Consider the following 26,306-nt stretch of genomic DNA (forward strand, 5'->3'; position numbering starts at 1 on the left):
CTATTCCAGGCCAAAAATCAGCATGAGGAAAGAAGAAAATACTGAATTTTGTTACCGGATGGCAGCCTGAACAGCGCTATCCGGTTTACAGGTTTACTCAAAAGGCGGCGGAGCCAACACTTCGCGATTACCGTTATGCCCCTGAGCGCTGACAATACCCTGCGCTTCCATCTGTTCGATAATACGCGCCGCACGGTTATAGCCGATGCGGAACTGACGCTGAACGCCGGAAATGGACGCTTTACGCTTCTGGGTGACGAAATTAACGGCCTGATCGAATAGCGCATCTAATTCTTCGCCGCCGTCAAAACCGCCACCGCCACCTTCGCTTTCGCTGTCGGAGGTAATGCCATCCACATATTGCGGACGACCGCGCGCTTTCCAGTCCTGCACCACCGCATGGACTTCCTGGTCACGCACAAACGCCCCATGGACACGTACCGGCATGGTGGAGTTTGGTCCGGAGTAGAGCATGTCCCCCATACCTAACAGCGACTCAGCGCCACCCTGATCAAGAATGGTGCGGGAGTCGATCTTGCTGGATACGGTAAAAGCGATACGGGTTGGAATGTTGGCTTTAATTAAACCAGTAATCACATCGACCGACGGACGCTGCGTCGCCAGTACCAGGTGAATCCCCGCAGCGCGCGCTTTCTGCGCCAGACGCGCGATCAACTCTTCAACTTTTTTACCGACGGTCATCATCAGGTCGGCAAATTCATCAACCAGTACCACGATATACGGCAGTTTTTCCAGAACCGGATGCTGAACATCCATACTGTCGCCCGGCTTCCAGTACGGGTCCGGAATCGGGCGTCCCATGCGGGCCGCTTCGGCGATTTTCTCGTTATAACCAGCCAGATTACGCACGCCGAGCGCGGACATCAGCTTATAGCGACGCTCCATCTCATTGACGCTCCAGCGTAACGCGTTAGCCGCGTCTTTCATGTCGGTAACAACTTCCGTCAGCAGATGCGGTATACCTTCATAGACCGAAAGTTCTAACATTTTCGGGTCGATCATGATAAAGCGAACGTCTTCCGGCTGCGCTTTATACAGCATACTGAGGATCATGGCGTTAACCCCGACCGACTTACCGGAACCGGTCGTACCGGCCACCAGCAGGTGAGGCATTTTCGCCAGATCCGCCACTACCGGATCGCCCGCGATATCCTTACCTAACACCACGGTAAGCGGCGACGGATTCTCGCGGAATTTGGCGTTATCCAACACTTCGCGCAGATAAACGGTTTGCCGTTTCTTGTTCGGCAATTCCAACCCTACGTAAGGTTTGCCTGGAATGACTTCCACAACGCGTACGGCTACCGTTGACAATGAGCGCGCCAGATCCCGGGAAAGGTTGGAGATACGCGCTGCTTTAACGCCCGGGGCCAGATTCAGTTCAAAACGAGTAATGACCGGGCCTGGCGAATAGTTCACCACATCAGCTTTAATGCGGAAATCCGCCAGGCGCGCTTCAACCAGACGCGCCATTTGTTCCAGCGCAAAGGTATCTACCGGTTCAACTTCGCTCGGCGGCGGCGTCAGAAGATCTAATGAAGGCAGCGGCGTCGTCGGACGCTGCAATGGACGACTGTCGCCGTTACGCATCAACAGCGGGTGGATCAGGCTGTCTTGCGGCGCTGTCGGCTGTTGCGGCTGCTGATACTGCGGCTGCGGCGCTACCGGCTGTTGCGGCTGCTGATACTGCGGCTGCGGCGCTACCGGCTGTTGCGGCTGCTGATACTGCGGCTGCGGTGCTACCGGCTGCTGCGGCTGCTGATACTGCGGCTGCGGCGCTACCGGCTGTTGCGGCTGCTGATACTGCGGCTGCGGCGCTACCGGCTGCTGATACTGCGGCTGAGGCGCTACCGGCTGCTGCGGCTGCTGATACTGCGGCTGCGGCGCTACCGGCTGCTGCGGCTGCTGGTACTGTGGCTGAGGCTGCGGCGCTACCGGTTGCTGAACAGGCGTTGACTCGGGCATGACACCCGGCGTGAACAGCGGTTCGTGCGGACCTTCATCAACCAATACTTTCATTGGCGAGAAATCCAGATCGTCCAGTGAGAACGGCTGCGCGCCAGCGGGTTGCTCGCCGGAATAGCGCTGCTGTTGCGAAGCGGCAAACTGGCGGGCTAATTCAGCTTCCGCAGCGGTATCGTCATCTTCTGCCTGTTGAGTATCGTGCTGATACGTCTCACCATAACGATGCTGCTGCGACTGCGCAAACTGACGGGCTAACTCGTCCTGATGCATTGCATCTATTTCTTCATCGGTTAGCTGCACGCCCGTCTCGTACTGATTGCGCTCCGCCTCGCGGGCTTTTTCTTCTGCAATCCTCTGTGACGGCAGCTTAATACCGTACGATGCCAGTTCCCGTCGGGTCGGCACGCGAACGCGGTTCGGACGCGGCAGTTGCGGACCAATCCCCTCTTTCACCTGCGGACGCGGCGCGCCGCCGGTAGCCAGACTAAATGCAGGCGCAGCGGCCGCGGCGCCTGCTGCCAGGGCGCCACTCTTAATACCTGCGTCAAGCGACGCGGCGGCGGCTACCGCTTCCACTGGCGGTATGGACGGCGCGACAGATACCGTAGGTTTGACCGGCACGTTCTCTTTTACCGGCTCCGGAATCGGTTGATACCATGCCGCCAGTTGTTCGCGCTCACGGGCGCGTTTCTCTTCCACCTCTTCAAAATAGTAAAGCGGAGGACGGGCGGGTCTGGTCTCTTCTGTGTCAGGTTCAGGCTCGGTGGCAACCGGCTGTTCGATAACCGGCGGCGGCATATGGGAAGGTTCAGCCGCTATCGGCTCCGGCTGATAAACCGGCTCCGGCTGATGGGTCGGCTCCGGCTGCCAGTGTTGTTCGGCATCCGGCGCCTGCCATTGCGGCTGTGTTTCCTGCGGCGCAAGAGAGTCATATTCTGCTGCGGTCGCTGGCGTCGCGGCGTATTGCGGCGCGGAAGCGACAGGCACAGGTTGCTGCCACGGCGCACTTTGCGCCTCTTGCGGTTGAGCATATTGCGGATGCGGCTGATACCCCTCCGGCGCAGGCGCGATAACCGGTTCGCCGGTTTGCGGTCCCGGTACGGGCTGCCACTCCACGGTCGGTTGCGCGACAACCGGCTCAGCCCCCGGCATGGGCGGCGTTTGCATTATGGGATCGGCGGACGCTGCCCACGTCTGGGTGACGGCGGTTGCAGCCGCAGCGGCGGCGACCGGTTCGGTGACAGAATGGCCGTTTAACAGCGGATCATATTCATCATATTCCGGCTGCGTCGCACGGTTGCCCGAAAACAGAACGTCGTCCGGATCGGCAGCGACGCCGCGCGCGCTATACTGAATGTCCTCGTCATCATCCATCCGTTTGCCGGAAAAGAGCGCGGCATCGGTCTGACGGCCCCGTGGATTGCTGAATTTTTCAGCCAGTCGCTTACGACGCGCCAACGCGCCGCGCAAAATACGCGCCCGGCGAGATTCACGCTGCACGCCGTCGGTTTCTTCATCGTATTCGTCATCATACTCTTCGTCGTCAACCCACGTATCATCACGCCGGGTACGGTTGCTGGCGAAGGTCAGTATATTAAGCAGCCAGCCGCCTAATTTTTCGGCGATACTGACCCAGGACCAGCCGGTAAAGAGCGTCAGCCCGGCAGCCCAAATACAGAGAAGCATTATCGTTCCGCCGCTACTATGCAACAACGGCTGCAGCGTGGTGCTTAACAGGCTGCCAATTACGCCGCCAGAGGCGAAATACCAGATATCGTCAGCATTAATGGCCGCCAGACCGCAGGAAGTGAGAATCAGCGCCAGCACGCCGATAAGGCGTAGCGACACAGCAAAATAGTCGATGTAATCATCCGTAGACTGATGACGCCACGCAAACCAACACCCGCCGACAATAATGACAGGGATGGTGTAGGCCATTACGCCAAAAATAAAGAACAGTGTATCGGCCAGCCACGCGCCCGGCGCGCCGCCTAAATTATGGATGGGTTCATGCCAGGCGGTTTGCGACCAACTGGGGTCCGAAGGGTTAAAGCTCAACAAGGCCGCCATCAACCAGACGGCAAAAAGGGCAATAAGTATCAACAACGCTTCCAGAAGTCGGCGCCCGCTGCTTAACTTCGTCAATGTGACGTCTTTGTCTTCAGTATATTCCTGGCTCAAAAAAGGCTCTCCAGGTTCCAGGCTTTTCCCGCCCGATGCTAAAACGGACAACAGCACCGGGTTGCCCCGGCACTGTTGCTGTATGGATTAACAGGAGTGTAATCAAACTACGGCGATTTTGCACCTGTTCCGTGTTAGCGTGTCTTAATAACCAGACGATTACTCTGTTTTACCTCTTCCATCACTACGTAAGTTCGGGTGTCGTTCACACCTGGCAAGCGCAGCAACGTCTCTCCCAATAGTTTTCGATACGCTGACATATCCGGTACACGGGTTTTCAACAGGTAGTCGAAATCGCCGGAAACCAAATGACACTCCTGAATCTCTTCAAGCTTTTGCACGGCGGCATTAAACTGTTCAAACACATCCGGCGCGCCGCGATTTAAGGTAATCTCAACGAATACCAGAAGTGACGCATCCAGATAATGCGGGTTCAACAGCGCCGTATAGCCCTGGATAAACCCCTGTCGCTCCAGCCGACGCACACGCTCAAGGCAAGGTGTCGGCGAAAGTCCTACTCGTTTAGAAAGCTCGACGTTGGAAATACGCCCATCCTTTTGCAGTTCATTAAGAATGTTACGATCGATACGGTCGAGATCTTTGCCAGGGCGCTTCTTGCTATCTACCATTATTATTGTCTCTCTGTATTCCTTCCCTACTCCTGCCTGACTCTACTCACATCACTGTTCAGAGTCGCTGCCCATCACAATAGACCGAAACCCAGAGGGATTAACGGCGCGCAATGCCTGGTCTATGGTGAGAAGACCGTTGCCTCGCGGCAGCTATCGACATCACGAATGGCGTCTGTCCACGCCATGCGTAGATTTCACTAGCCCGGTAAACATGGTATTTACATGCATGATTATGCAGCACATACATAACACAGTTTTTTTCTTCCTCGAATGTTTTCGCAAAACAGCAGGTGATTGTCAAAGCAAAACATCGATTTTTAGTACAACATGCCAGTTATTCATTAGAGAGGGCGGTAAACTGTCATTTCGTCACCTTATAAGTTACCGATTTTAATTAAAGTTTGTGATGATAACGTCGCTGCCGCGGTCGTTCATCGGTTCATGCTATTACACATATTGTTAACAAAATCGTTATGCTCTTTTTTTACGTCTGTAAATTCCCTACAATTCTGCTCATTGTCTGCCAACAACTATGGGGATCTCATGGGCACGACCAAACACAGTAAGCTGCTTATTCTGGGCTCAGGACCGGCGGGATATACCGCGGCGGTGTATGCCGCACGCGCAAATTTACAGCCGGTACTTATTACCGGTATGGAAAAAGGCGGTCAACTGACTACCACGACGGAAGTGGAAAACTGGCCCGGCGATCCAAACGATTTGACCGGCCCGCTGCTAATGGAACGCATGCATGAACATGCGGCAAAATTTGAAACCGAGATAATCTTTGATCACATCAACAAAGTGGATCTGCAAAATCGTCCGTTCCGTCTGACAGGTGACAGCGCAGAGTACACTTGTGATGCGTTGATCATTGCGACCGGCGCTTCCGCGCGCTATCTGGGGCTGCCATCGGAAGAAGCCTTTAAAGGGCGCGGCGTTTCCGCCTGCGCAACCTGCGACGGTTTCTTCTACCGCAATCAGAAAGTGGCGGTGATCGGCGGCGGCAACACCGCGGTTGAAGAAGCGCTTTATCTGTCCAACATCGCTTCGGAAGTGCACCTTATCCATCGCCGTGACGGTTTCCGCGCTGAAAAAATCCTCATTAAGCGCCTGATGGATAAAGTCGAAAATGGCAATATCATTCTGCACACCAACCGGACGCTGGAAGAAGTGACCGGCGATCAGATGGGCGTTACTGGTCTGCGTCTTCGCGACACGCAGCAAAGCGATAATATTGAGACGCTGGACATCGCCGGACTTTTCGTAGCCATCGGTCATAGCCCAAACACGGCGCTCTTCGAAGGCCAGCTTGAGCTGGAAAATGGTTATATCAAAGTTCAGTCCGGCACCCATGGCAACGCCACACAAACCAGCATCCCTGGCGTATTCGCGGCGGGTGACGTTATGGATCATATTTACCGTCAGGCGATCACCTCTGCAGGTACGGGCTGTATGGCGGCGCTGGATGCTGAACGCTATCTCGATGGTCTGGCCGACGCGAGTAAATAGTTTTTACAAATCAGTAACAAAAGTAAAAAAGGCGACTATAAGTCGCCTTTATTTTTGCGTCGTTGTAACATTGCCCTGCCTGAAATTCCAATAACTCACCTGCTAAGCGTGCAATGAATAAAACCCGTCAAAAAGAGCTGACCCGCTGGTTAAAACAGCAAAGCGTAATCTCCCAACGGTGGTTGAATATTTCCCGCCTGTTGGGGTTCATGAGTGGCGTATTAATTGTCGCTCAGGCCTGGATCATGGCGCGTATCCTGCAACATATGATCATGGAGAACATTCCACGGGAAGCGCTGTTGCTCCCTTTTATCCTGCTGATACTGGTCTTTGTCCTCCGCGCCTGGGTGGTGTGGTTGCGCGAGCGCGTCGGTTTTCATGCCGGACAACATATTCGCTTTGAGATCCGCCGTCAGGTGTTGGATCGTCTGCAGCAAGCCGGCCCAGCCTGGATTCAGGGCAAGCCCGCCGGTAGCTGGGCGACGCTGGTATTGGAACAGATTGACGATATGCATGACTATTATGCGCGCTATCTGCCGCAAATGGCGCTTGCCGTTTGCGTACCGCTCTTAATCGTGGCGGCGATTTTCCCGTCAAACTGGGCGGCGGCGCTGATTCTGCTGGGCACCGCCCCGCTCATTCCCCTATTTATGGCGATGGTGGGGATGGGCGCGGCTGACGCCAACCGCCGCAATTTCCTGGCGCTTGCCCGGCTAAGCGGCCATTTTCTTGACCGTCTGCGCGGGATGGAAACGCTGCGAATTTTCGGTCGTGGAGAAGCGGAAACCGAGAGCATTCGCGCAGCATCGCAGGATTTTCGTCAGCGCACGATGGAAGTACTGCGCCTCGCCTTTTTATCTTCCGGCGTGCTGGAATTTTTCACCTCGCTTTCTATTGCGCTGGTCGCCGTTTATTTTGGCTTCTCTTACCTGGGCGAACTGAACTTTGGTCATTACGGTACCGGCGTGACGCTCGCCGCCGGGTTCCTCGCCTTGATCCTCGCGCCGGAGTTTTTCCAGCCATTACGCGACCTCGGCACGTTTTATCATGCTAAGGCGCAGGCGGTTGGCGCGGCGGATAGTCTGAAGACATTTCTGGAAACACCCCTCGCCCACCCGGCGCGCGGCGAAGTTGAGCTGGCGGAAAACGAACCTGTAACCATTGACGCAGTCAATCTTATTATCACCTCGCCAGAAGGCAAAACGCTTGCCGGGCCGCTGAATTTCTCATTAGCGGCAGGAGAACGCGCCGTCCTGGTAGGACGCAGCGGTTCCGGTAAAAGCTCTCTGTTGAATGTATTATCCGGTTTTCTCTCCTATCAGGGATCTTTGCGTATTAACGGTGTCGAGCTTCGCGATCTCTCGCCGGAATCCTGGCGCCAGCATCTCTCCTGGGTTGGGCAAAACCCGCAATTACCTGCAGCGACGCTACGCGAAAATGTATTACTGGCGCGCCCGGACGCCAGCGAGCAGGAACTTTATGCCGCGCTTGACGCCGCATGGGTAAGCGAGTTTTTACCGCTGCTGCCGCAGGGAGTAGACACCCCGCTCGGCAATCATGCCAGCAGACTTTCCGTCGGCCAGGCACAGCGTGTAGCGGTCGCCCGTGCGCTACTTAATCCCTGTCAACTGCTACTGCTGGATGAACCGGCGGCAAGCCTGGACGCTCACAGCGAGCAACGCGTCATGCAGGCGTTAAAAGCGGCGTCAAAACGCCAGACCACATTAATGGTGACGCATCAGTTGGAAGATCTCGCCGACTGGGACGCTATCTGGGTTATGCAAGATGGCGCGATTGTCGAACAAGGCAGTTATGCTGAACTCAGCGCCGCCAACGGCGCTTTTGCGACGTTATTGGCTCACCGTCAGGAGGATATTTAAATGCGCGCGCTACTCCCTTATCTGACGCTTTATAAACGCCACAAATGGATGCTAACGCTGGGAATTGCGCTGGCAATCCTGACCCTACTTGCCAGTATCGGGCTGCTGACGCTTTCCGGCTGGTTCCTGTCCGCGTCCGCTATCGCAGGCTTCGCGGGAATTTACAGTTTTAACTATATGCTCCCGGCGGCCGGCGTGCGCGGCGCGGCCATTACCCGTACCGCCGGTCGTTATTTTGAACGTCTGGTAAGTCATGACGCCACGTTCCGCGTGCTGCAACATCTGCGTATTTATACCTTCAGCAAACTTTTACCGCTCTCCCCCGCGGGTCTGGCGCGTTATCAGCAAGGTGAACTGCTGAACCGCATCGTTGCCGACGTCGACACGCTGGATCATCTCTATTTGCGCGTCATCTCCCCGCTGGTCGGCGCTTTTGTAGTGATTATGATTGTCACCCTGGGGCTTAGCGTTCTCGACGTGACGCTGGCGATCACGCTGGGCGGCATTATGCTGTTGACGCTGTTTATTATGCCGCCGGTGTTTTATCGCGCCGGCAAAAATACCGGCCAAAATCTGACGCATCTACGAGGTCAGTATCGCCAACAGCTCACGTCATGGTTACAGGGCCAGGCGGAACTCACCATTTTTGGCGCCAGCAAACGCTATCGGGCGCAAATGGAAGCCACCGAATTACAATGGCATGAGGCCCAACGCCGACAGTCTGAACTGACCGCCTTATCGCAGGCGTTAATGCTGCTGATTGGCGCGCTGGCGGTGATGTTAATGTTGTGGATGGCCTCCGGCGGCGTTGGCGGCAATACGCAGCCCGGCGCGCTCATCGCGCTGTTTGTCTTCTGCGCGCTGGCGGCTTTCGAGGCGCTTGCGCCCGTTACCGGCGCATTCCAGCATCTGGGGCAGGTTATCGCCTCTGCGCTTCGTATCACTGAATTAACGGAGCAAAAACCGGAGGTGACCTTTCCGCAGGCAGAAACTCCCGCGCCGGAAAAGGTCACACTCACCCTGCGGGACGTTTCGTTTCGTTATCCCGACCAGCCGATTAATGCGCTCAATGCCCTCTCATTACAGGCTAATCCTGGCGAGCATGTCGCTATTCTGGGGCGTACCGGCTGCGGAAAATCAACGCTGTTGCAGCTACTCACCCGCGCCTGGGACCCGCAACAAGGCGAAATTCTGCTCAACGATCTTCCGCTATCCTCGTTGAGCGAATCCGCCTTACGCCGGACTATCAGCGTGGTACCGCAGCGTGTCCACCTGTTCAGCGCCACGCTGCGTGATAATTTATTACTGGCGGCGCCCAATGCCAGCGACGAAGTCCTTTCCGACATGCTGCGTCGCGTCGGCCTCGAAAATCTGCTCGAAGATAGTGGGCTTAATAGCTGGCTCGGCGAAGGCGGTCGTCTGCTATCCGGCGGCGAACTTCGTCGTCTGGCCATCGCCCGCGCGCTGTTGCACGATGCCCCGTTGATGCTGTTGGATGAGCCTACTGAGGGGCTGGATGCGACCACCGAGAGCGAAATGCTGGAATTACTTGCCGATGTGATGCGCGAGAAAACCGTCCTGATGGTGACTCACCGTTTGCGCGGCCTGGCCCGTTTTGATCAAATCATCGTAATGGACGACGGGCACATCATTGAGCGAGGCACTCATGCAGAATTGTTAGCCGGACAAGGGCGCTATTATCAGTTTAAACAACGTCTGTAAGCTATTATTGAACGATCCGACTTGCGTACTGGAGTTTCGCCGTCATGCGTCTGGTTCAGCTTTCCCGACATTCTATCGCCTTCCCTTCGCCGGAAGGCGCTTTACGCGAGCCTAACGGTTTACTGGCGCTGGGCGGCGATCTCAGCCCTGCCCGGTTGTTAATGGCCTACCAGCACGGGATTTTCCCGTGGTTTTCGCCGGGCGACCCGATTCTGTGGTGGTCGCCCGATCCGCGCGCCGTGCTGTGGCCTGAAAAGTTTCACCTCAGTCGCAGCATGAAGCGCTTTCACAACGCATCCCCTTACCGCGTGACGCTCAATTACGCTTTCGATCGGGTCATTGATGGATGCGCCAATCACCGTGACGAAGGCACCTGGATAACGCGTGGTATTGAGGAAGCCTATCGCCGATTACATGAATTGGGCCACGCGCACTCCATTGAAGTGTGGCGCGATCGGGAACTGGTCGGCGGGATGTATGGCGTCTCGCAGGGGGCGCTATTTTGCGGCGAATCGATGTTTAGCCGCCAGGAGAATGCCTCTAAAACCGCACTGCTGGTTTTTTGCGCTGAATTTACCCGCCACGGCGGTAAACTTATTGATTGTCAGGTACTTAATAGTCATACCGCCTCGCTCGGTGCCATTGAAATTCCACGTCGTGACTACCTCGATCACCTCGCGGCCTTACGCCAACAGCCGCTGGCCTCCCGTTTTTGGGTGCCGCGGACATTATTTTTGCCCCGGAAGTGAATGTTTTCGGCACATTTTTTATTGGGGTGTTATAATTGCTGCCGCAGAATTGGTTTAGCTCATTATCCCGCAGCCCGTTGTCAGGTAACGCCCATCGTTTATTTCACCGTTCCCTTATATGTTGCGCTTATGTCGATACATCAGGCGGTAGTATCAGGGAAAAGGTGTATAACGCGGCGTTGTCGTGTGTCGCGGAATCATGTGCTAAACCTGGTTTGCTGTGTTTTAAACGCACAAATCTTTACTTATCAAAAGAAGTTCGGCATTATCTTGCCGGTTCAAATTATGGTAGTGATACCCCAGAGGATTAGATGGCCAAAGAAGACAATATTGAAATGCAAGGTACCGTTCTCGAAACGTTACCTAATACCATGTTCCGCGTAGAGTTAGAAAACGGTCACGTGGTTACTGCACACATCTCCGGTAAAATGCGTAAGAACTACATCCGCATCCTGACGGGAGACAAAGTGACCGTTGAGCTGACCCCGTACGACCTGAGCAAAGGCCGCATTGTCTTCCGTAGTCGCTAATTGTCTCCTCACGCCCTGAAGGGCGGCTGGATAAAAGGTCGGTTTAACCGGCCTTTTTTGCGTCCATTAAGTCGATGAATGACGAGCAGGTTACTCTTCCACCATCCGCGCATACTCTTCCGTCAAAAAATCGACCAACGCACGTACGGAAGGTAATAATCCTCGCCGGGATGGGAACACAGCATGAATAACCTCCCGCCGGGGCTCCCACTCTTCCAGCACCGCGACCAGTTCACCGGCGGCCAGTTGTTCTTTCACCATTAAGACAGGTAACTGCACAAGCCCCACGCCCGCCATCGCCGCCTCGCGTAGCGCCAACATGTCGGTGGTAATCATACGCGGGGTAAAATGGACTTCCGCACGCGCGCCCTGCGGGCCATAAAGTTCCCAGCGGTGGATATGCTTGCCGGATGCAAGACTTAGCCCTGGCCAATGGCTCAACTCCGCCGGCGCGGAAGGGATTCCCATCCGTGCGATAAGATCCGGGCTGGCAAACAGGCGATGCCCTCTGTCAGCCAGGACGCGCATCACCAGGTCGCTATCTTCAAACGGGCGCGGCCTGACGCGAATCGCCACATCCACCCCCTCCCCTACGACGTCCACCCGACGATTGGTCGCTTCAAGCTGTAGCGAAACATCAGGATAACGCGCCATAAATTTCGCCAGCATTGGGCCGATGTGTACATGCAGCAGCGTCACCGGGCAGGTCAGCTTCACGATACCGCGAGGCTCTACCTGCAATGCGGCAATGGCATCCTGCGCCGCCTGAGCCTCCACCAGCATCGCTTTACAGTGCTCATAGAATGTTTGTCCCACTTCGGTAACGTTAAACTGCCGGGTGGTTCGCTGAATCAATCGCACGCCCAGCCGTTCCTCCAGTTGCGCAATACGCCGGCTCAGTTTTGATTTTGGTTCATCAAGCGCACGCCCCGCCGCGGCAAACCCACCCTCTTCGACCACATGCACAAACCACGCAAAATCATTGAGATCCGTTTTTATCATTACATTGTCCTATTAATGGAACGGTATGAGCCATTTTAGCCACTACCGAAGCTTTTGTCATGAATATAAGCTTATTCACATCAAGACAACGCCACTGAGGAGAACACCATGAAACAGATTACAGGCGTCTATACCGCACCTCGCCCGCACTGGGTTGGCGATGGATTTCCGGTTCGTTCACTCTTTTCTTATCAGTCACATGCGCAGCAGTTGAGTCCATTCCTGCTGCTGGATTATGCCGGGCCACACACATTTACGCCGGGTAATGAAAAACGCGGCGTTGGAGAGCATCCACACCGCGGTTTCGAGACCGTGACGATTGTTTATAGTGGCGAAGTCGAGCATCGGGACTCTACCGGTCGCGGCGGCGTTATCGGCCCGGGCGACGTTCAGTGGATGACCGCAGGCGCAGGCATTTTGCATGAAGAGTTCCACTCCGACGCGTTTACCCGTCGGGGCGGCGAACTGGAAATGGTGCAGTTGTGGGTTAACCTTCCCATGAAGGACAAAATGACCACCCCGGGTTATCAAAGCATTACCCACGATGTTATCCCGACCGTTACGTTGCCGGATGACGCCGGAGTCGTGCGGGTCATCGCAGGGCGTTATGAAGAGACAAAAGGCCCGGCGCACACTTTCTCGCCGCTCAATGTCTGGGATATGCGCCTGCAACGCAATCGCCAGCTTACATTGGCACAGCCGGAAGGATGGAGCACCGCGCTGGTGGTACTGAAAGGCAATATCACGGTGAACGGCACGACGCCGGTCAACGAAGCGCAACTGGTGGTATTGAGCCAGCAAGGGAAAACACTGCACCTTGAGGCCAGCAGCGACGCCAGCGTATTGCTGTTATCAGGCGAGCCGCTGAATGAACCGATTGTGGGTTACGGCCCATTTGTTATGAACACGAAACAAGAGATCGCAGAAGCAGTCCGCGATTTCAACTCCGGCCGTTTTGGCCAAATCTGAAAACATGAAGGAGAACACGATGTCAAGTCCTGCTAATTTTAATGGTTTGCGCCCGGTAATTGATGTTAACGATTCCGTGATGCTTTTAATCGATCATCAAAGCGGTCTTTTCCAGACCGTAGGCGATATGCCAATGCCGGAATTACGCGCTCGCGCCGCGGCGTTGGCGAAGATGGCGACGTTAGCGAAAATGCCGGTCATTACCACGGCATCCGTACCGCAAGGTCCGAACGGCCCGCTGATCCCGGAGATCCACGCTAATGCGCCACATGCGCAGTACATTGCGCGCAAAGGTGAAATTAACGCCTGGGATAACGAAGATTTCGTTAAGGCGGTAAAAGCGACGGGTCGTAAGACGCTGATCATTGCCGGGACGATTACCAGCGTGTGTATGGCATTCCCGGCCATTAGCGCGGTAGCGGAAGGTTATAAGGTATTTGCCGTGATCGACGCATCCGGCACCTACAGTAAGATGGCGCAGGAAATCACTCTGGCGCGTATCGTACAGGCTGGCGTCGTACCGATGGATACTGCCGCAGTCGCCTCTGAGCTGCAAGGCACCTGGAACCGTGAAGACGCCGCCGCGTGGGCCGACGTTTATACTCAGGTATTCCCGGCCTATCAACTGCTGATCGAAAGCTACAGCAAAGCGCAGGATGTGGTGAAAAACAACGAAATGTTGGATTCACAGCGCTAATTTGCCTCCCCGCGCCAGTTTGGGCGGGGATTATGTCTATTGCATGAGCAAACGACAGTGAATATGTAAATTCTGCTTGACCGTTTTAGCGCAACTCCCTATAGTAGCGCCCCGTTGCCCCCAAGTGGTCAGGCAGCAATACAATATGGTGAGGTGTCCGAGTGGCTGAAGGAGCACGCCTGGAAAGTGTGTATACGGCAACGTATCGGGGGTTCGAATCCCCCCCTCACCGCCATATTCAAGAAAGAGCTCGTACGAAAGTACGGGCTTTTTTTTCACATATGACCCGTCGATTACCGGATGATGACGCAATTTACAAGCGCCTTGTCCGCCTACCGCGAGCACAACGCCATCAGGCTAACTATTAGCCGGCATAAAAAAACCGGGCGCTAAGGCCCGGTTTGTACGGCAGTGAAACGAAGATTAATGCGCGGCTTCCGGCTTGTGCTTTTGCGCACTCTGGAAGCCATACGTCAACGCATTTTTCTCTTTATCCAGCGCGACGGTAACCTGTCCGCCGTCAACCAGCGATCCAAACAGCAACTCATTGGCCAGCGGTTTTTTCAGGTTATCCTGAATCACACGTGCCATTGGTCGTGCGCCCATCGCCCGGTCATAGCCCTTTTCCGCCAGCCAGTCGCGCGCTTCCTGACTGACTTCCAGGGAGACGCCTTTCTGATCCAACTGAGCCTGCAACTCGACGATAAACTTATCGACAACCTGATGAATCACCTCGCCAGACAGATGATCGAACCAAATAATGTTGTCGAGACGGTTACGGAACTCCGGCGTAAACACTTTCTTGATCTCGCCCATCGCATCGGTACTGTTGTCCTGATGAATAAGACCAATAGATTTACGTTCGGTTTCTCGCACGCCGGCGTTGGTGGTCATCACCAGCACCACGTTGCGGAAATCCGCCTTACGGCCATTGTTATCGGTCAGCGTACCGTTATCCATCACCTGCAGCAGCAGGTTAAAGACATCCGGGTGCGCTTTTTCGATCTCATCCAGCAACAGCACCGCATGAGGATGCTTAATCACCGCATCCGTCAGCAGCCCGCCCTGGTCGAAACCGACGTATCCCGGAGGCGCGCCGATCAAACGGCTCACCGTATGGCGCTCCATATATTCGGACATATCGAAGCGCAACAGCTCAATACCCAGCGCTTTTGAAAGCTGTACCGTAACTTCAGTTTTCCCTACGCCAGTTGGCCCGGCGAACAAGAATGAGCCGACAGGTTTATGCTCATGGCCCAGACCCGCACGACTCATCTTAATAGCTTCGGTCAGCGCCTCAATCGCGTTATCCTGGCCGAAGACCAGCATTTTCAGACGATCGCCCAGGTTCTTCAGCGTATCGCGATCGCTCTGCGAGACGCTCTTTTCAGGAATTCGCGCAATTCGCGCCACTACGGACTCAATATCCGCCACGTTGACCGTTTTCTTACGTTTGCTCACCGGCATCAGACGCGCCCGAGCGCCCGCTTCGTCAATCACGTCAATGGCTTTATCCGGCAGATGGCGGTCATTGATATATTTTACCGCCAGCTCGACCGCCGCACGCACCGCTTTCGCGGTATAACGCACGTCGTGGTGCGCTTCGTACTTAGGTTTCAAGCCGTTGATAATTTGCACCGTCTCTTCCACCGAAGGCTCGGTAATATCAATTTTCTGGAAACGGCGTGCTAATGCACGGTCTTTCTCAAAAATATTGCTGAATTCCTGATAGGTCGTTGAGCCGATCACCCGGATCTTGCCGCTGGAAAGCAGCGGTTTAATCAGATTTGCCGCATCCACCTGTCCGCCCGACGCCGCGCCAGCGCCGATAATGGTATGGATTTCATCGATAAACAGGATGCTGTTGGTATCCTGCTCAAGCTGTTTCAGCAACGCCTTAAACCGTTTTTCAAAATCGCCACGGTATTTGGTGCCCGCCAGCAGCGAACCGATATCCAGAGAGTAAATGGTGCAATCGGCCATCACTTCCGGCACATCGCCCTGCACGATACGCCAGGCCAGCCCTTCGGCAATCGCCGTTTTGCCAACACCGGATTCCCCTACCAGCAACGGGTTATTTTTACGGCGACGACACAAGACCTGGATCGCGCGTTCCAGTTCTTTTTCACGACCAATCAGCGGATCGATGCCGCCCACGCGAGCAAGTTGGTTAAGATTCGTCGTGAAGTTTTCCATACGTTCCTCCCCGCCAGCTTGTTCGTCGCCAGTTGGCTGATTGCCGAGATCGGAAGATTGGCTCGGTTCGTCTTTTCGCGTCCCGTGAGAAATAAAGTTCACGATATCCAGACGGCTCACTTCATGCTTGCGCAGCAGATAAGCCGCCTGTGATTCCTGTTCGCTAAAGATAGCCACCAGCACATTCGCGCCAGTCACTTCACTACGCCCGGAAGACTGAACGTGGAAGACGGCACGTTGCAGGACACGCTGGAAACTTAACGTCGGCTGCGTATCACGTTCTTCTTCACTGGCAGGCAGTACGGGTGTGGTTTGTTCAATGAAGGCTTCGAGTTCCTGACGGAGCGCCACCAGATCCACGGAGCATGCTTCCAGCGCTTCGCGAGCCGATGGGTTGCTGAGCAGCGCCAGCAACAGATGCTCGACGGTCATAAACTCATGACGGTGCTCGCGCGCTCTGGCGAAAGCCATGTTTAAACTGAGTTCCAGTTCTTGATTGAGCATAGGCACCTCCCCCAATTTTTATACCTGCATTCAGGCTTTTTCCAGCGTACACAGCAACGGATGCTCGTTCTCCCTTGCATACTTGTTCACCATCGCCACTTTGGTTTCCGCCACCTCGGCGGTAAACACGCCGCAAATAGCTTTGCCTTGATAGTGAACTGCAAGCATCAATTGCGTTGCACGTTCTACATCATAAGAAAAGAATTTTTGTAACACGTCAATAACAAACTCCATCGGAGTGTAATCATCATTGACTAATATCACTTTATACATAGATGGCGGTTTTAGCGCGTCGCGCACGCTATCTTCCACCAACTGGTCAAAATCCAGCCAATCGTTCGTCTTACCCATTGTCAGTCGTCATTATCGGTTACGGTTGTCGGCAGGAAAATCTGCCGCTGACCAGAGTCTATGCACACAATCAATCTACCTCAATTGATAGATAACTAACATCTATCAGTACCATCCGCGACATCTGTCACATTCCCGGCAATAGCGTTAACTGCTTCAAATTTTTGATTCATTTTTACCCGATCCCCCCTGCCTGATGCTTGACGCCTCGCCTGATTTCTCTAAATTGTAATGTCGAGAGTTGGTGAGGTTTTGAACAGCCCCCACTCCGTCACCGGTTCATTCCATCTTACTTATATAAGATTTACGAAGGATGTCGAAGCATGGAAACGGGTACTGTAAAGTGGTTCAACAATGCCAAAGGGTTTGGTTTCATCTGCCCTGAAGGCGGCGGCGAGGATATTTTCGCCCATTATTCCACCATTCAAATGGATGGTTACAGAACGCTTAAAGCCGGACAGTCTGTCCGGTTTGATGTCCACCAGGGGCCAAAAGGCAATCACGCCAGCGTCATCGTGCCCATCGAAGCAGAGGCCGTTGCATAGCTCCTCTGTCTCATTGTGTACATCCAGGAGGCAAAATGCCAGCCCGATCGGCTGGCATTTTTATTTAACGCCAGTGCCTGATAGCGACACTGTTGCATCTTATCAGGCCGACAAATGACGTCAGCGAGATTACTCCCTTGCCAGCGCATCCACCGGGTCCAGTCGCGCCGCGTTTCTCGCCGGTAGCCAGCCAAACAGTATCCCGGTAAATGTCGAACATAAAAACGCGCTCGCCAGCGCAGTCAGTGAAAAACCGATCTCCCAGCCGGGCAGGAAAAGCTGTAGCATAAATGCGATGAACATCGACAAGCTAATCCCCAGCGCTCCACCAACCAGGCAAACCAGCACCGCTTCAATAAGAAACTGCTGTAGCACATCGCTGGCGCGCGCGCCTACCGCCATACGGATGCCGATTTCACGCGTTCGCTCGGTGACGGAAACCAGCATAATATTCATAACACCGATGCCGCCGACAACCAGCGAAATGACGGCCACCAGCGTCAGAAATAACTGAAGAGTATAGGTGGTTTTTTCAGCCGTTTTCAGGACGCTGTCCATATTCCAGGTGAAGAAGTCTTTTTTACCGTGGCGTAAGGTGAGCAGGCGGGTAAGCTGCTGTTCAGCCTGATCGCTATCAACGCCATCTTTCACACGAACGGTGATCGAGTTAAGCCATGACTGACCCATTATGCGATCTGACATCGTGCTATAGGGCAACCAAACTTGCAACAGATTGCTATTGCCGTACATGGACGGTTTCTCTTCCGCCACGCCAATAACAATAACCGGCATATTACCCGCCAGCACCACTTCCCCTACGACATTCGCTTTATTTGGAAATAGCTGGCGTCGCGTGTTGGCATCCAGCACCACCACCTGCGCGCGATCCTGTTGCTGTACAGCATTGAAGGTGTTCCCCTCCCTAAAGGACATGCCGTAAACGTTAAAATAATCGCCACTGACGCCATTAGCATTTACGGCAATATCAATATTGCCATAGCGAAGACGTAAGCTCTTTGAAACGCTGGGCGTCGCAGAGTTAACCCACGGCTGTTTCTGAATAGCGACCAGATCGTCATATTTCAGCGCCTGTCGATACTGCGGGTTGTCGTCGCCGAAATCTTTGCCTGGATGAATATCAATCGTATTAGTGCCCATAGCGCGGATATCCGCCAGTACCATCTGTTTTGCGGCGTCGCCGACCACCACAATCGACACCACCGACGCAATACCGATAATAATTCCCAGCATGGTCAGTAAAGTACGCATTTTGTTAGCGGCCATCGCTAACCACGCCATTGACAGCGCTTCGCGAAAGCTGCTGGCAAATTGCCGCCAGCCGGGAGCCGTATTAACTACGGCAGCGTCAACGCCCTGTTCGCGTTTCTTTTCCTGCGCGGGCGGATTATGGACAATCTTGCCATCGTGAATTTCAATAATCCGCTCCGCCTGGGCGGCAATCAGCGGATCGTGCGTCACAATGATCACCGTATGTCCGCGATCGCGCAGTTGGCGCAAAATCGCCATCACCTCTTCGCCGGAATGGCTATCCAGCGCGCCGGTCGGCTCATCCGCCAGAATCACCTGTCCGCCGTTCATCAGCGCGCGGGCAATACTGACACGCTGCTGCTGTCCGCCAGAAAGCTGTGAAGGCGGGTAATCGACGCGATCGCTTAATCCCAGCCGCAGAAGTAACTCTCTGGCGTGCGCCTGGCGTTTTTTGCGTTCAATGCCGGCGTAGACGGCGGGGATTTCAACATTTTGCGCTGCCGTTAAATGCGACAACAGATGGTAGCGCTGAAAGATAAAGCCAAAATGCTCACGCCGCAGCTGCGCCAGCGCGTCCGGGTCCAGCGTCGAGACGTCCCGCCCCGCCACCCGATAAGTGCCGCTGGTCGGTTTATCCAGGCACCCGAGGATATTCATCAGCGTTGATTTTCCAGAACCGGAAACGCCGACGATCGCCACCATCTCCCCGGCGTGGATTTGCAGGGAGATATCTTTCAACACCGCCATCTGCTCTTCTCCGGAGGGGTAGCTGCGACTCACATTGCGCAGTTCAAGCAATGCCGTCATGGCGTCGCTCCTGGCCTGCTCTCACCGATGATCACCTCATCGCCCGCTTCCAGACCTTTAACCACTTCCACGTCTGTATCGTTACGCTCGCCAATGACCACTTCGCGCTCACGTTTTTCGCCGTTACGCAACAGCGCCACTTTATAACGATTGCCGCCCACCGGTTCGCCAAGCGCGGCGAGAGGAATAATCAGTACATTTTTGACATCCATGAGTTGAATATAAACCTGTGCGGTCATATCAAGACGCAAGATTCTTTTGGGATTCGGCACTTCAAACCGGGCGTAATAAAAAATAGCGTCGTTGATCTTTTCCGGCGTCGGCAGAATATCTTTTAAAACGCCTTCATAGCGCGTTTGCGGATCGCCTGCAATGGTGAACCATGCTTTCTGCCCCGCCCGAAGATGGATCACGTCCGCTTCCGAGACCTGCGCTTTTACCAGCATGGTGCTCATATCCGCCAGCGTCAGAATATTGGGCGCCTGCTGAGCTGCAATCACCGTTTGTCCTTGCAGGGTAGTGATTTGCGTCACTTCCCCCGCCATGGGGGCGACAATACGGGTATATTCCAGGTTGGTTTTCGCGGTGTCCAACGAGGCCCGATTACGTTTGATCTGGGCATCTATGGTGCCAATACGCGCCTGTTTAACCGCCATCTCCGTCGCCGCGGTATCCAGATCCTGTTGCGATACCGCCTGAGTCTTAGCTAACTGCTGCTGGCGCGCCAGCGTAACCCGCGCCAGCTTTAACTCAGCGGCTGCCTGCTGACGCTCCGCGTTCAGCTCCATCAGGGTGGCCTCGACCTCTTTTATCTGGTTCTCCGCCTGATCTGGGTCAATCACGCCGAGTAGCTGATCTTTTTTAACGTTATCGCCAATGGAGACCAGCAGCGTTTTCAACTGGCCGCTCACCTGCGCGCCGACATCCACTTTACGCAACGCGTCCAGTTTTCCAGTCGCCAGTACACTCTGTTCAAGATCGCCTGGCCGCACGATTAATGTCTGATAAGTTGGCAGCGGCGCATTTAGCATTCGCCAGCCAGCCATCCCCCCCACTAAAAGAATTAAAATAATGACCAGATAACGCTTTTTAAATTTCTTTCCCTTAGCACGCATAGAAACCCTGACGGCAAAATTTTAACCAGAAAGTAAACCGTATCTAAACAAACCTGGCGCAATAAAGATAGCGCCGGCTGTATTGACGATTGGTTAATGTTTCCTGTGGTTCAATCTCGACAATCTTATGTCGCGGATTACGATCATGACACAGCTTACAGATAATACCTGGTACACTTCAGATTACATCTCTCCTTTACAATTATTTATTCGTCTGACGCGCGGGCAATTACAGCCAGGAAAATTCTGGCGTAAAGCCAGCTTTCGTCGCAAGTTTTTAATCCGCTCATTAGTCATGCCGCGTGCGACCAGCCAATTACTGACCAATCTCACCCAATGGCCGGAGTTAAATACGTTACTTGCTCGTCAGCCGCGTTTGCCTATTCGGCTACATCGTCCTTATATGGCTGTAAATATTAAACGCGATTTCGCCTTAGATGCGCTGTGTTTTCATTATCAACAGATGCGCCAACTTTTATCGCGGGAACAACAAGTTAGCTATTTAAGTCAGTATGGCCTGAATCTTGCTAAATTTGAAACTAAAACCGGCGAGTTGTTTCAACTTGATTTAGTCAGTCTGGTCTCACTGGATAAAGAAGGTGAAAGCACTATTGTTGTTCGCGACGCACAGTTACGTATTCTGGCAGAGATCACATTTACCCTGTGTCGCTTTAACCAACAACGCACACTATTTATCGGCGGATTACAGGGCGCGGCAAACGACGTCCCTCACGAAATTATCCAGCAGGCGACCAAAGCCTGCCATGGTCTTTTTCCCAAACGCATCGTGATGGAGGCTCTCTGTCAGTTTGCGCAAGTCTTTCAGGCAGAAAAGATTATAGCCGTGAGTAACGATGCGCACGTTTACCGTAGCTGGCGATACATGGATAAAAAGACGCAAATGCATGCCGACTATGACGCGTTTTGGGAATCGTTAGGCGGTGAAAGAATTAAAGGAAATTACTATGCGCTGCCGCTGGCGATCGCCCGAAAAAGCGAAGCGGAGATCGCCAGTAAAAAACGGGCCGAGTATCGCCGCCGCTATGCATTACTCGATAGCGTCGTCGAACAGGTTCCGGCCACATTCAAACGCTAATCCGCCCGGCCCCGCGCCAGCCAAACCACGCGCGAGAACATCTTTCTGAACAGCGGCGGCACGGCGTCAATTCCCCGCCGCCCGGCTTCCATCGCGACTTCAATCGCCAAATCCGGCTTTGACGAGCGGTGGATAGCTTTAGTGATAATTTTCCGGGTATTCATCGGCACATTAGGCGGAAGCTGCGCAACCCGGTGAAAAACATCGGCAAAGCCCTGACGATACATAAAATGTTCCATATCCAGCGCAGGCAGCGCCGTGAGATGTTCGCGTTCTTCTTCCCGATCGTTATTAAGCAGACTGCGGACCGTCGCGGCATATTTTTTCCCCGCTTCGTCGCCATCCACCAGGACATGCCACTCGATTCCCATACGGCGGGCGAACTTCACCAGCGGTTTCAGGCCGGACTGAGCAAACTCAATGACTTTAATGCCCTCCGCATCAAAATGATGTCCACACTGACGCGCCAGCTCATTAATAACCCAGGTTTCCGTCTCGCCTTCCACCAGTAGCCAGCAACGCGCAAACAGCGACGACGCGCGATTAAAGCGGATATGAAAGGCGATGCGCCGTCCATCTTCCGCGCTTAACCCGCCCGGGCCCAGACGCCAGGCGGCGACGCGGGAAGATTCGCGCACCAGCCGTACGACATGTTCCACCGGCGTTAGCGAAAGCAGTTCGCCTGAGTTGGTTGTCGCTATCCGCTGTAGCGGTAACAGATTGAGCAATTGCCAGGCGACTGAAAGCATAATGGGATGTAAACGGGTTTCCGGATCTTCCACCAGCAGTAATGGTCGCGCGTCTTTATGTAATCGCAGCGTCCCTTTCGCCTGTAACAGCGTGGAGAAAAGCCCCAGCAGGATCACTCGATGCGACCGGCTGCCCGGTTTGTCGATCATCCGATTAATAATATCCAGATAGCGCCAGCTACGCTGCTCATTTTGCGAACGTCGGCGCATGAGTCGGTGACGCGCCTGTCCTGCGCCCTGCTCTGAGAAATAGTGTTCAAGCAGTTGCACCATCGCGGACAGTCCCTGGCGAATCTGCCCGTCGGTTAAATTTTGCGGCCGGGTCGCCAGCTCACGCGCCAGAAAATCCAGCTGTCGGGCCGTGACTTCAACATCCGGCACATTGGGCACCGTACCGTTGCGAATACGTCGCATAAAGCGCGCATCGCGCAAACGTAGCACTGGCATCAGACGAACCAGGTGGCGCACCTGATCGTTAATATTTTCCACCGGCAATGGCTGCCCATCGCTATTGAGAAAACTGCGCAGCGTCATCACGCTGCCATCGGCGCCGCATTCGCCCTCTAGCCGATAAAAAATACGGTGAAAATCATCCTCGCAAGGCGACCAGCATGCTTCCAGCGCCCGATAACGACGTACCCGATGCCGCCCTGGCTGCGTTTCGCGAAAAGTCAGAATAATATGCAGGTGATGCTCGCGTCCTTTTATGTCGCCAGGCGGAAACCAGAAATCCTCACGGACAAAATGGTAGAGATCGAGTTCCGGCGACAATAACAGAGTCAGCGCATCCAGCAGGCTGGATTTGCCCCAGGCGTTTTCCCCAATCAGCACGTTGTTTTGCTCCAGCATCAACGATAGTCGGTTGATACCGCGAAATCCTACTATTTCAACGCGTTCGAGAATCATGCTTCCTCCAGAAAAACGTCATCACTCCATAAAATTCACCGCAGTATAACGGCAAATGCGTCCGCCAGGCGTGATATTCCCCCCCTTTGCCTGGGGCAAATGTCTGATAAATGTACGGCTGACGGTGTCGCTTTACTGATAGTCTGGAATTCGGTAGTGTCATGTACGCTATTCAAACAATAAAAAAGGGCCCGGCTGTTCATGTTTTCAGGACTTTTAATCATTCTGGTTCCACTGATTGTGGGCTATCTCATTCCACTGCGACATAAAGCCGCATTACAACTCATTAACCGGCTACTGAGCTGGATCGTGTATCTTATTCTCTTTTTTATGGGAATAAGCCTGGCGTTTTTGGATAACCTCGCCAGTAATCTGGTGGCGATTTTTCATTATTCCGCCGTCAGTATTACGATTATTTTATTGTGTAATATCGCCGCCTTATTGTGGCTGGAACGTATCCTCCCGTGGCGTCACCATCATCAGCAGGAAAAACTGCCTTCGCGTATTGCCATGGCGCTGGAGTCGCTGCAACTGTGCGGCGTAGTGGTATTGGGGTTTGTTATCGGCCTGAGCGGACTCTCTGTTTTACAGCACGCCACCGAAGCCAGTGAATATACGCTGATCTTTTTATTGTTCCTGGTGGGGATTCAGCTACGAAATAGCGGCATGACCTTAAAGCAAATTGTGCTTAACCGCCGGGGAATGATGGTCGCGGTCGTTGTCGTGGCAAGCTCATTACTGGGCGGCGTGATTAATGCGTTTATCCTGGACTTACCGCTAAAAACCGCCCTGGCGATGGCGTCAGGTTTCGGCTGGTACTCTCTTTCCGGTATTTTGCTGACGGAGTCGTTTGGACCGGTTATCGGCAGCGCGGCATTTTTTAACGATCTGGCCCGCGAGCTCTTAGCCATTATGCTTATTCCCGGTCTGGTTCGCCGCAGCCGTTCAACGGCGTTGGGCCTGTGCGGAGCGACTTCAATGGACTTTACGTTGCCGGTATTACAGCGCTCCGGCGGCGTAGAGATTGTTCCGGCGGCTATCGTACATGGCTTTATCCTCAGCCTGCTGGTCCCCCTCTTAATGGCGTTCTTCTCGGCCTGATACCTCTTTGGCGGTAGGCATCTGCCGCCAAAATTGCGCTAAATCAATCTCCTTGCACATTATGGCAGAAATCCCTTTTATCCCTTTGTTCACAGGCATAACCTTAAACATGTATATTAAATATAACTTTAAAAGGTGTGACCATGTTTTGTGTGCAATGTGAACAAACCATCCGTACACCAGCCGGAAACGGCTGCTCCTACGCGCAGGGAATGTGCGGTAAAACAGCTGAAACGTCCGATCTGCAGGATCTGCTGATTGCGGCTTTGCAAGGTTTGTCTGCCTGGGCGGTGAAGGCCCGTGAATATGGCATCATTAATCACGACGTTGATAACTTTGCGCCGCGCGCGTTTTTCTCCACGCTGACCAACGTTAACTTCGACTCTCCGCGTATCGTCGGCTACGCCCGTGAAGCGATTGCCTTGCGTGAAGCGTTGAAAGCGCAGTGCCTGAGCGTGGATGCTAATGCGCATTGCGACAATCCGATGGCCGATCTGCAACTGGTCAGCGACGATCTGGGCGAACTGCAACGTCAGGCGGCGGAATTTACCCCGAATAAAGACAAAGCCGCCATTGGCGAGAACATCCTCGGCCTGCGTCTGCTGTGCCTGTACGGTCTGAAAGGCGCGGCGGCGTATATGGAACACGCGCACGTTCTCGGTCAATACGACAACGACATTTACGCGCAGTACCACAAAATCATGGCCTGGCTGGGCACCTGGCCTGCTGACATGAACGCGCTGCTGGAGTGCGCAATGGAAATCGGCCAGATGAACTTCAAAGTGATGAGCATTCTGGACGCCGGTGAAACCACCAAATACGGTCACCCAACGCCGACTCAGGTCAACGTCAAAGCGACTGAAGGCAAGTGCATTCTGATCTCCGGTCACGATCTGAAAGATCTCTACAACCTGCTGGAACAGACCGAAGGCACCGGCGTTAACGTCTATACTCACGGTGAAATGCTGCCCGCACATGGCTATCCGGAACTGCGTAAATTCAAGCATCTGGTCGGTAACTACGGCAGCGGCTGGCAGAATCAGCAGGTCGAATTCGCCCGCTTCCCTGGCCCAATCGTGATGACCTCTAACTGCATTATCGACCCGACCGTGGGCAGCTATGACGACCGTATCTGGACCCGTAGCATCGTCGGCTGGCCGGGCGTTAGCCATCTTGAAGGCGATGACTTCGGGCCGGTCATTGCCCAGGCGCAGCAAATGGCGGGCTTCCCGTATAGCGAAATTCCGCATCTCATCACCGTCGGTTTTGGCCGTCAGACCCTGCTCGGCGCTGCCGATACGCTCATCGATCTGGTCAGTCGTGAAAAACTGCGCCACATCTTCCTGGTCGGCGGCTGTGACGGCGCGCGCGGCGAGCGTAACTACTTTACCGATTTCGCCACCAGCGTGCCGGATGACTGCCTGATCCTGACTCTGGCGTGCGGTAAATACCGTTTCAACAAACTGGAGTTCGGCGACATCGAAGGGCTGCCGCGTCTGGTCGATGCCGGTCAGTGTAATGATGCTTACTCCGCGATTATCCTGGCGGTGACGCTGGCGGAAAAACTGGGCTGCGGCGTCAACGATCTGCCGCTGTCGCTGGTGCTCTCCTGGTTTGAGCAGAAAGCGATCGTGATTCTGCTGACGCTGCTGTCATTAGGCGTGAAAAATATTGTCACCGGGCCGACCGCACCAGGCTTCTTCACGCCGGATTTGCTGGCTATCCTCAACGAGAAGTTCGGTCTGCGCTCCGTGACCACTGTTGAAGAAGACATGAAGCAATTGCTGAGCGCGTAAGGAGGTCAATG

General features: G+C 54.2%; 21 protein-coding genes and 1 tRNA gene. 13 read left to right on the plus strand and 9 right to left on the minus strand.

Features of this window, described 5'->3' with window-relative positions:
• Nucleotides 1–93: 93 nt before the first annotated feature.
• Entirely contained in the window at nt 94–4,167 is a 4,074-nt protein-coding gene (gene ftsK, locus J4613_RS09825; protein ID WP_023210293.1) for a DNA translocase FtsK, read from the minus strand.
• A gap of 134 nt (nt 4,168–4,301) precedes the next feature.
• Nucleotides 4,302–4,796, minus strand: a complete 495-nt coding sequence (lrp, locus tag J4613_RS09830) for a leucine-responsive transcriptional regulator Lrp (RefSeq protein ID WP_000228469.1) — start codon at nt 4,794–4,796, stop codon at nt 4,302–4,304.
• Between the two features lie 546 nt (nt 4,797–5,342).
• Here lrp and trxB point away from each other — a divergent pair.
• From trxB to infA, 6 genes are all read left to right on the plus strand, one after another.
• Nucleotides 5,343–6,311, plus strand: coding sequence for a thioredoxin-disulfide reductase (gene trxB, locus J4613_RS09835; protein ID WP_000537406.1), 969 nt, complete (start codon nt 5,343–5,345; stop codon nt 6,309–6,311).
• A gap of 113 nt (nt 6,312–6,424) precedes the next feature.
• Nucleotides 6,425–8,191: a cysteine/glutathione ABC transporter permease/ATP-binding protein CydD gene (gene cydD, locus J4613_RS09840; RefSeq protein ID WP_001044541.1), complete on the plus strand. Its 1,767-nt coding sequence runs from the start codon at nt 6,425–6,427 to the stop codon at nt 8,189–8,191.
• Nucleotides 8,192–9,913: a cysteine/glutathione ABC transporter ATP-binding protein/permease CydC gene (cydC, locus tag J4613_RS09845; RefSeq protein ID WP_058107047.1), complete on the plus strand. Its 1,722-nt coding sequence runs from the start codon at nt 8,192–8,194 to the stop codon at nt 9,911–9,913.
• Between the two features lie 44 nt (nt 9,914–9,957).
• Nucleotides 9,958–10,662, plus strand: a complete 705-nt coding sequence (gene aat / locus J4613_RS09850) for a leucyl/phenylalanyl-tRNA--protein transferase (RefSeq protein ID WP_001241650.1) — start codon at nt 9,958–9,960, stop codon at nt 10,660–10,662.
• Nucleotides 10,663–11,046, plus strand: a complete 384-nt coding sequence (locus J4613_RS09855) for a membrane protein (protein WP_001539595.1) — start codon at nt 10,663–10,665, stop codon at nt 11,044–11,046. It abuts the gene before it with no gap.
• Entirely contained in the window at nt 10,974–11,192 is a 219-nt protein-coding gene (gene infA, locus J4613_RS09860; protein ID WP_001040187.1) for a translation initiation factor IF-1, read from the plus strand. The genes J4613_RS09855 and infA overlap by 73 nt, the downstream gene beginning before the upstream one ends.
• A gap of 90 nt (nt 11,193–11,282) precedes the next feature.
• Here the strand turns inward: infA and J4613_RS09865 are convergent, their stop codons facing one another.
• On the minus strand, nt 11,283–12,194 hold the full coding sequence (locus tag J4613_RS09865; protein WP_000597928.1) for a LysR family transcriptional regulator: 912 nt from the start codon (nt 12,192–12,194) through the stop codon (nt 11,283–11,285).
• 108 nt (nt 12,195–12,302) lie between these two features.
• On the opposite strand from J4613_RS09865, the gene J4613_RS09870 reads away from it, so the two are divergent.
• From J4613_RS09870 to J4613_RS09880, 3 genes are all read left to right on the plus strand, one after another.
• A complete protein-coding gene (locus tag J4613_RS09870) occupies nt 12,303–13,163 on the plus strand; it encodes a pirin family protein (protein ID WP_000809969.1) in 861 nt (286 codons plus the stop codon).
• A gap of 19 nt (nt 13,164–13,182) precedes the next feature.
• Entirely contained in the window at nt 13,183–13,860 is a 678-nt protein-coding gene (locus tag J4613_RS09875) for a hydrolase (protein ID WP_000097893.1), read from the plus strand.
• Nucleotides 13,861–14,007: 147 nt separating this feature from the next.
• Nucleotides 14,008–14,095, plus strand: a tRNA-Ser gene (locus tag J4613_RS09880).
• Nucleotides 14,096–14,283: 188 nt separating this feature from the next.
• Here J4613_RS09880 and clpA read toward each other — a convergent pair.
• From clpA to J4613_RS22680, 3 genes are all read right to left on the minus strand, one after another.
• Nucleotides 14,284–16,560 carry an ATP-dependent Clp protease ATP-binding subunit ClpA gene (clpA, locus tag J4613_RS09885; RefSeq protein ID WP_000934064.1) on the minus strand — a complete coding sequence of 759 codons (2,277 nt, stop codon included), beginning with the start codon at nt 16,558–16,560 and terminating at the stop codon, nt 14,284–14,286.
• Nucleotides 16,561–16,590: 30 nt separating this feature from the next.
• Complete coding sequence (gene clpS / locus J4613_RS09890; RefSeq protein WP_000520789.1) at nt 16,591–16,911, minus strand: ATP-dependent Clp protease adapter ClpS; 321 nt, start codon at nt 16,909–16,911, stop codon at nt 16,591–16,593.
• Nucleotides 16,912–17,006: 95 nt separating this feature from the next.
• Nucleotides 17,007–17,084: a hypothetical protein gene (locus J4613_RS22680; RefSeq protein WP_212742690.1), complete on the minus strand. Its 78-nt coding sequence runs from the start codon at nt 17,082–17,084 to the stop codon at nt 17,007–17,009.
• A gap of 150 nt (nt 17,085–17,234) precedes the next feature.
• Here J4613_RS22680 and cspD point away from each other — a divergent pair, with 150 nt between their 5' ends.
• Nucleotides 17,235–17,456 carry a cold shock-like protein CspD gene (cspD, locus tag J4613_RS09895; protein WP_000447499.1) on the plus strand — a complete coding sequence of 74 codons (222 nt, stop codon included), beginning with the start codon at nt 17,235–17,237 and terminating at the stop codon, nt 17,454–17,456.
• A gap of 129 nt (nt 17,457–17,585) precedes the next feature.
• Here cspD and macB read toward each other — a convergent pair whose 3' ends face one another.
• Both macB and macA read right to left on the minus strand, forming a co-directional pair.
• Nucleotides 17,586–19,532 (minus strand): macrolide ABC transporter ATP-binding protein/permease MacB, encoded by a 1,947-nt coding sequence (macB, locus tag J4613_RS09900; protein WP_111742395.1) that lies wholly within the window; start codon nt 19,530–19,532, stop codon nt 17,586–17,588.
• Nucleotides 19,529–20,647 carry a macrolide transporter subunit MacA gene (gene macA / locus J4613_RS09905; RefSeq protein ID WP_023202044.1) on the minus strand — a complete coding sequence of 373 codons (1,119 nt, stop codon included), beginning with the start codon at nt 20,645–20,647 and terminating at the stop codon, nt 19,529–19,531. The genes macB and macA overlap by 4 nt, the downstream gene beginning before the upstream one ends.
• A 145-nt stretch (nt 20,648–20,792) precedes the next feature.
• Here macA and J4613_RS09910 point away from each other — a divergent pair, with 145 nt between their 5' ends.
• Nucleotides 20,793–21,743 (plus strand): VirK/YbjX family protein, encoded by a 951-nt coding sequence (locus J4613_RS09910; RefSeq protein ID WP_001537300.1) that lies wholly within the window; start codon nt 20,793–20,795, stop codon nt 21,741–21,743.
• Here J4613_RS09910 and J4613_RS09915 read toward each other — a convergent pair.
• On the minus strand, nt 21,740–23,398 hold the full coding sequence (locus tag J4613_RS09915) for an ATP-dependent endonuclease (protein ID WP_000599770.1): 1,659 nt from the start codon (nt 23,396–23,398) through the stop codon (nt 21,740–21,742). The two genes, J4613_RS09910 and J4613_RS09915, sit on opposite strands and share 4 nt — an antisense overlap.
• Before the next feature lie 201 nt (nt 23,399–23,599).
• Here J4613_RS09915 and J4613_RS09920 point away from each other — a divergent pair, with 201 nt between their 5' ends.
• Both J4613_RS09920 and hcp read left to right on the plus strand, forming a co-directional pair.
• On the plus strand, nt 23,600–24,499 hold the full coding sequence (locus tag J4613_RS09920; protein ID WP_000491118.1) for a lysine exporter LysO family protein: 900 nt from the start codon (nt 23,600–23,602) through the stop codon (nt 24,497–24,499).
• Nucleotides 24,500–24,642: 143 nt separating this feature from the next.
• Nucleotides 24,643–26,295 carry a hydroxylamine reductase gene (hcp, locus tag J4613_RS09925; protein WP_000458785.1) on the plus strand — a complete coding sequence of 551 codons (1,653 nt, stop codon included), beginning with the start codon at nt 24,643–24,645 and terminating at the stop codon, nt 26,293–26,295.
• The last annotated feature ends 11 nt before the right edge of the window (nt 26,296–26,306 follow it).

Source organism: Salmonella sp. 32020114201800008SM (assembly GCF_017572025.1).
Classification (GTDB): Bacteria; Pseudomonadota; Gammaproteobacteria; order Enterobacterales; family Enterobacteriaceae; genus Salmonella; species Salmonella enterica.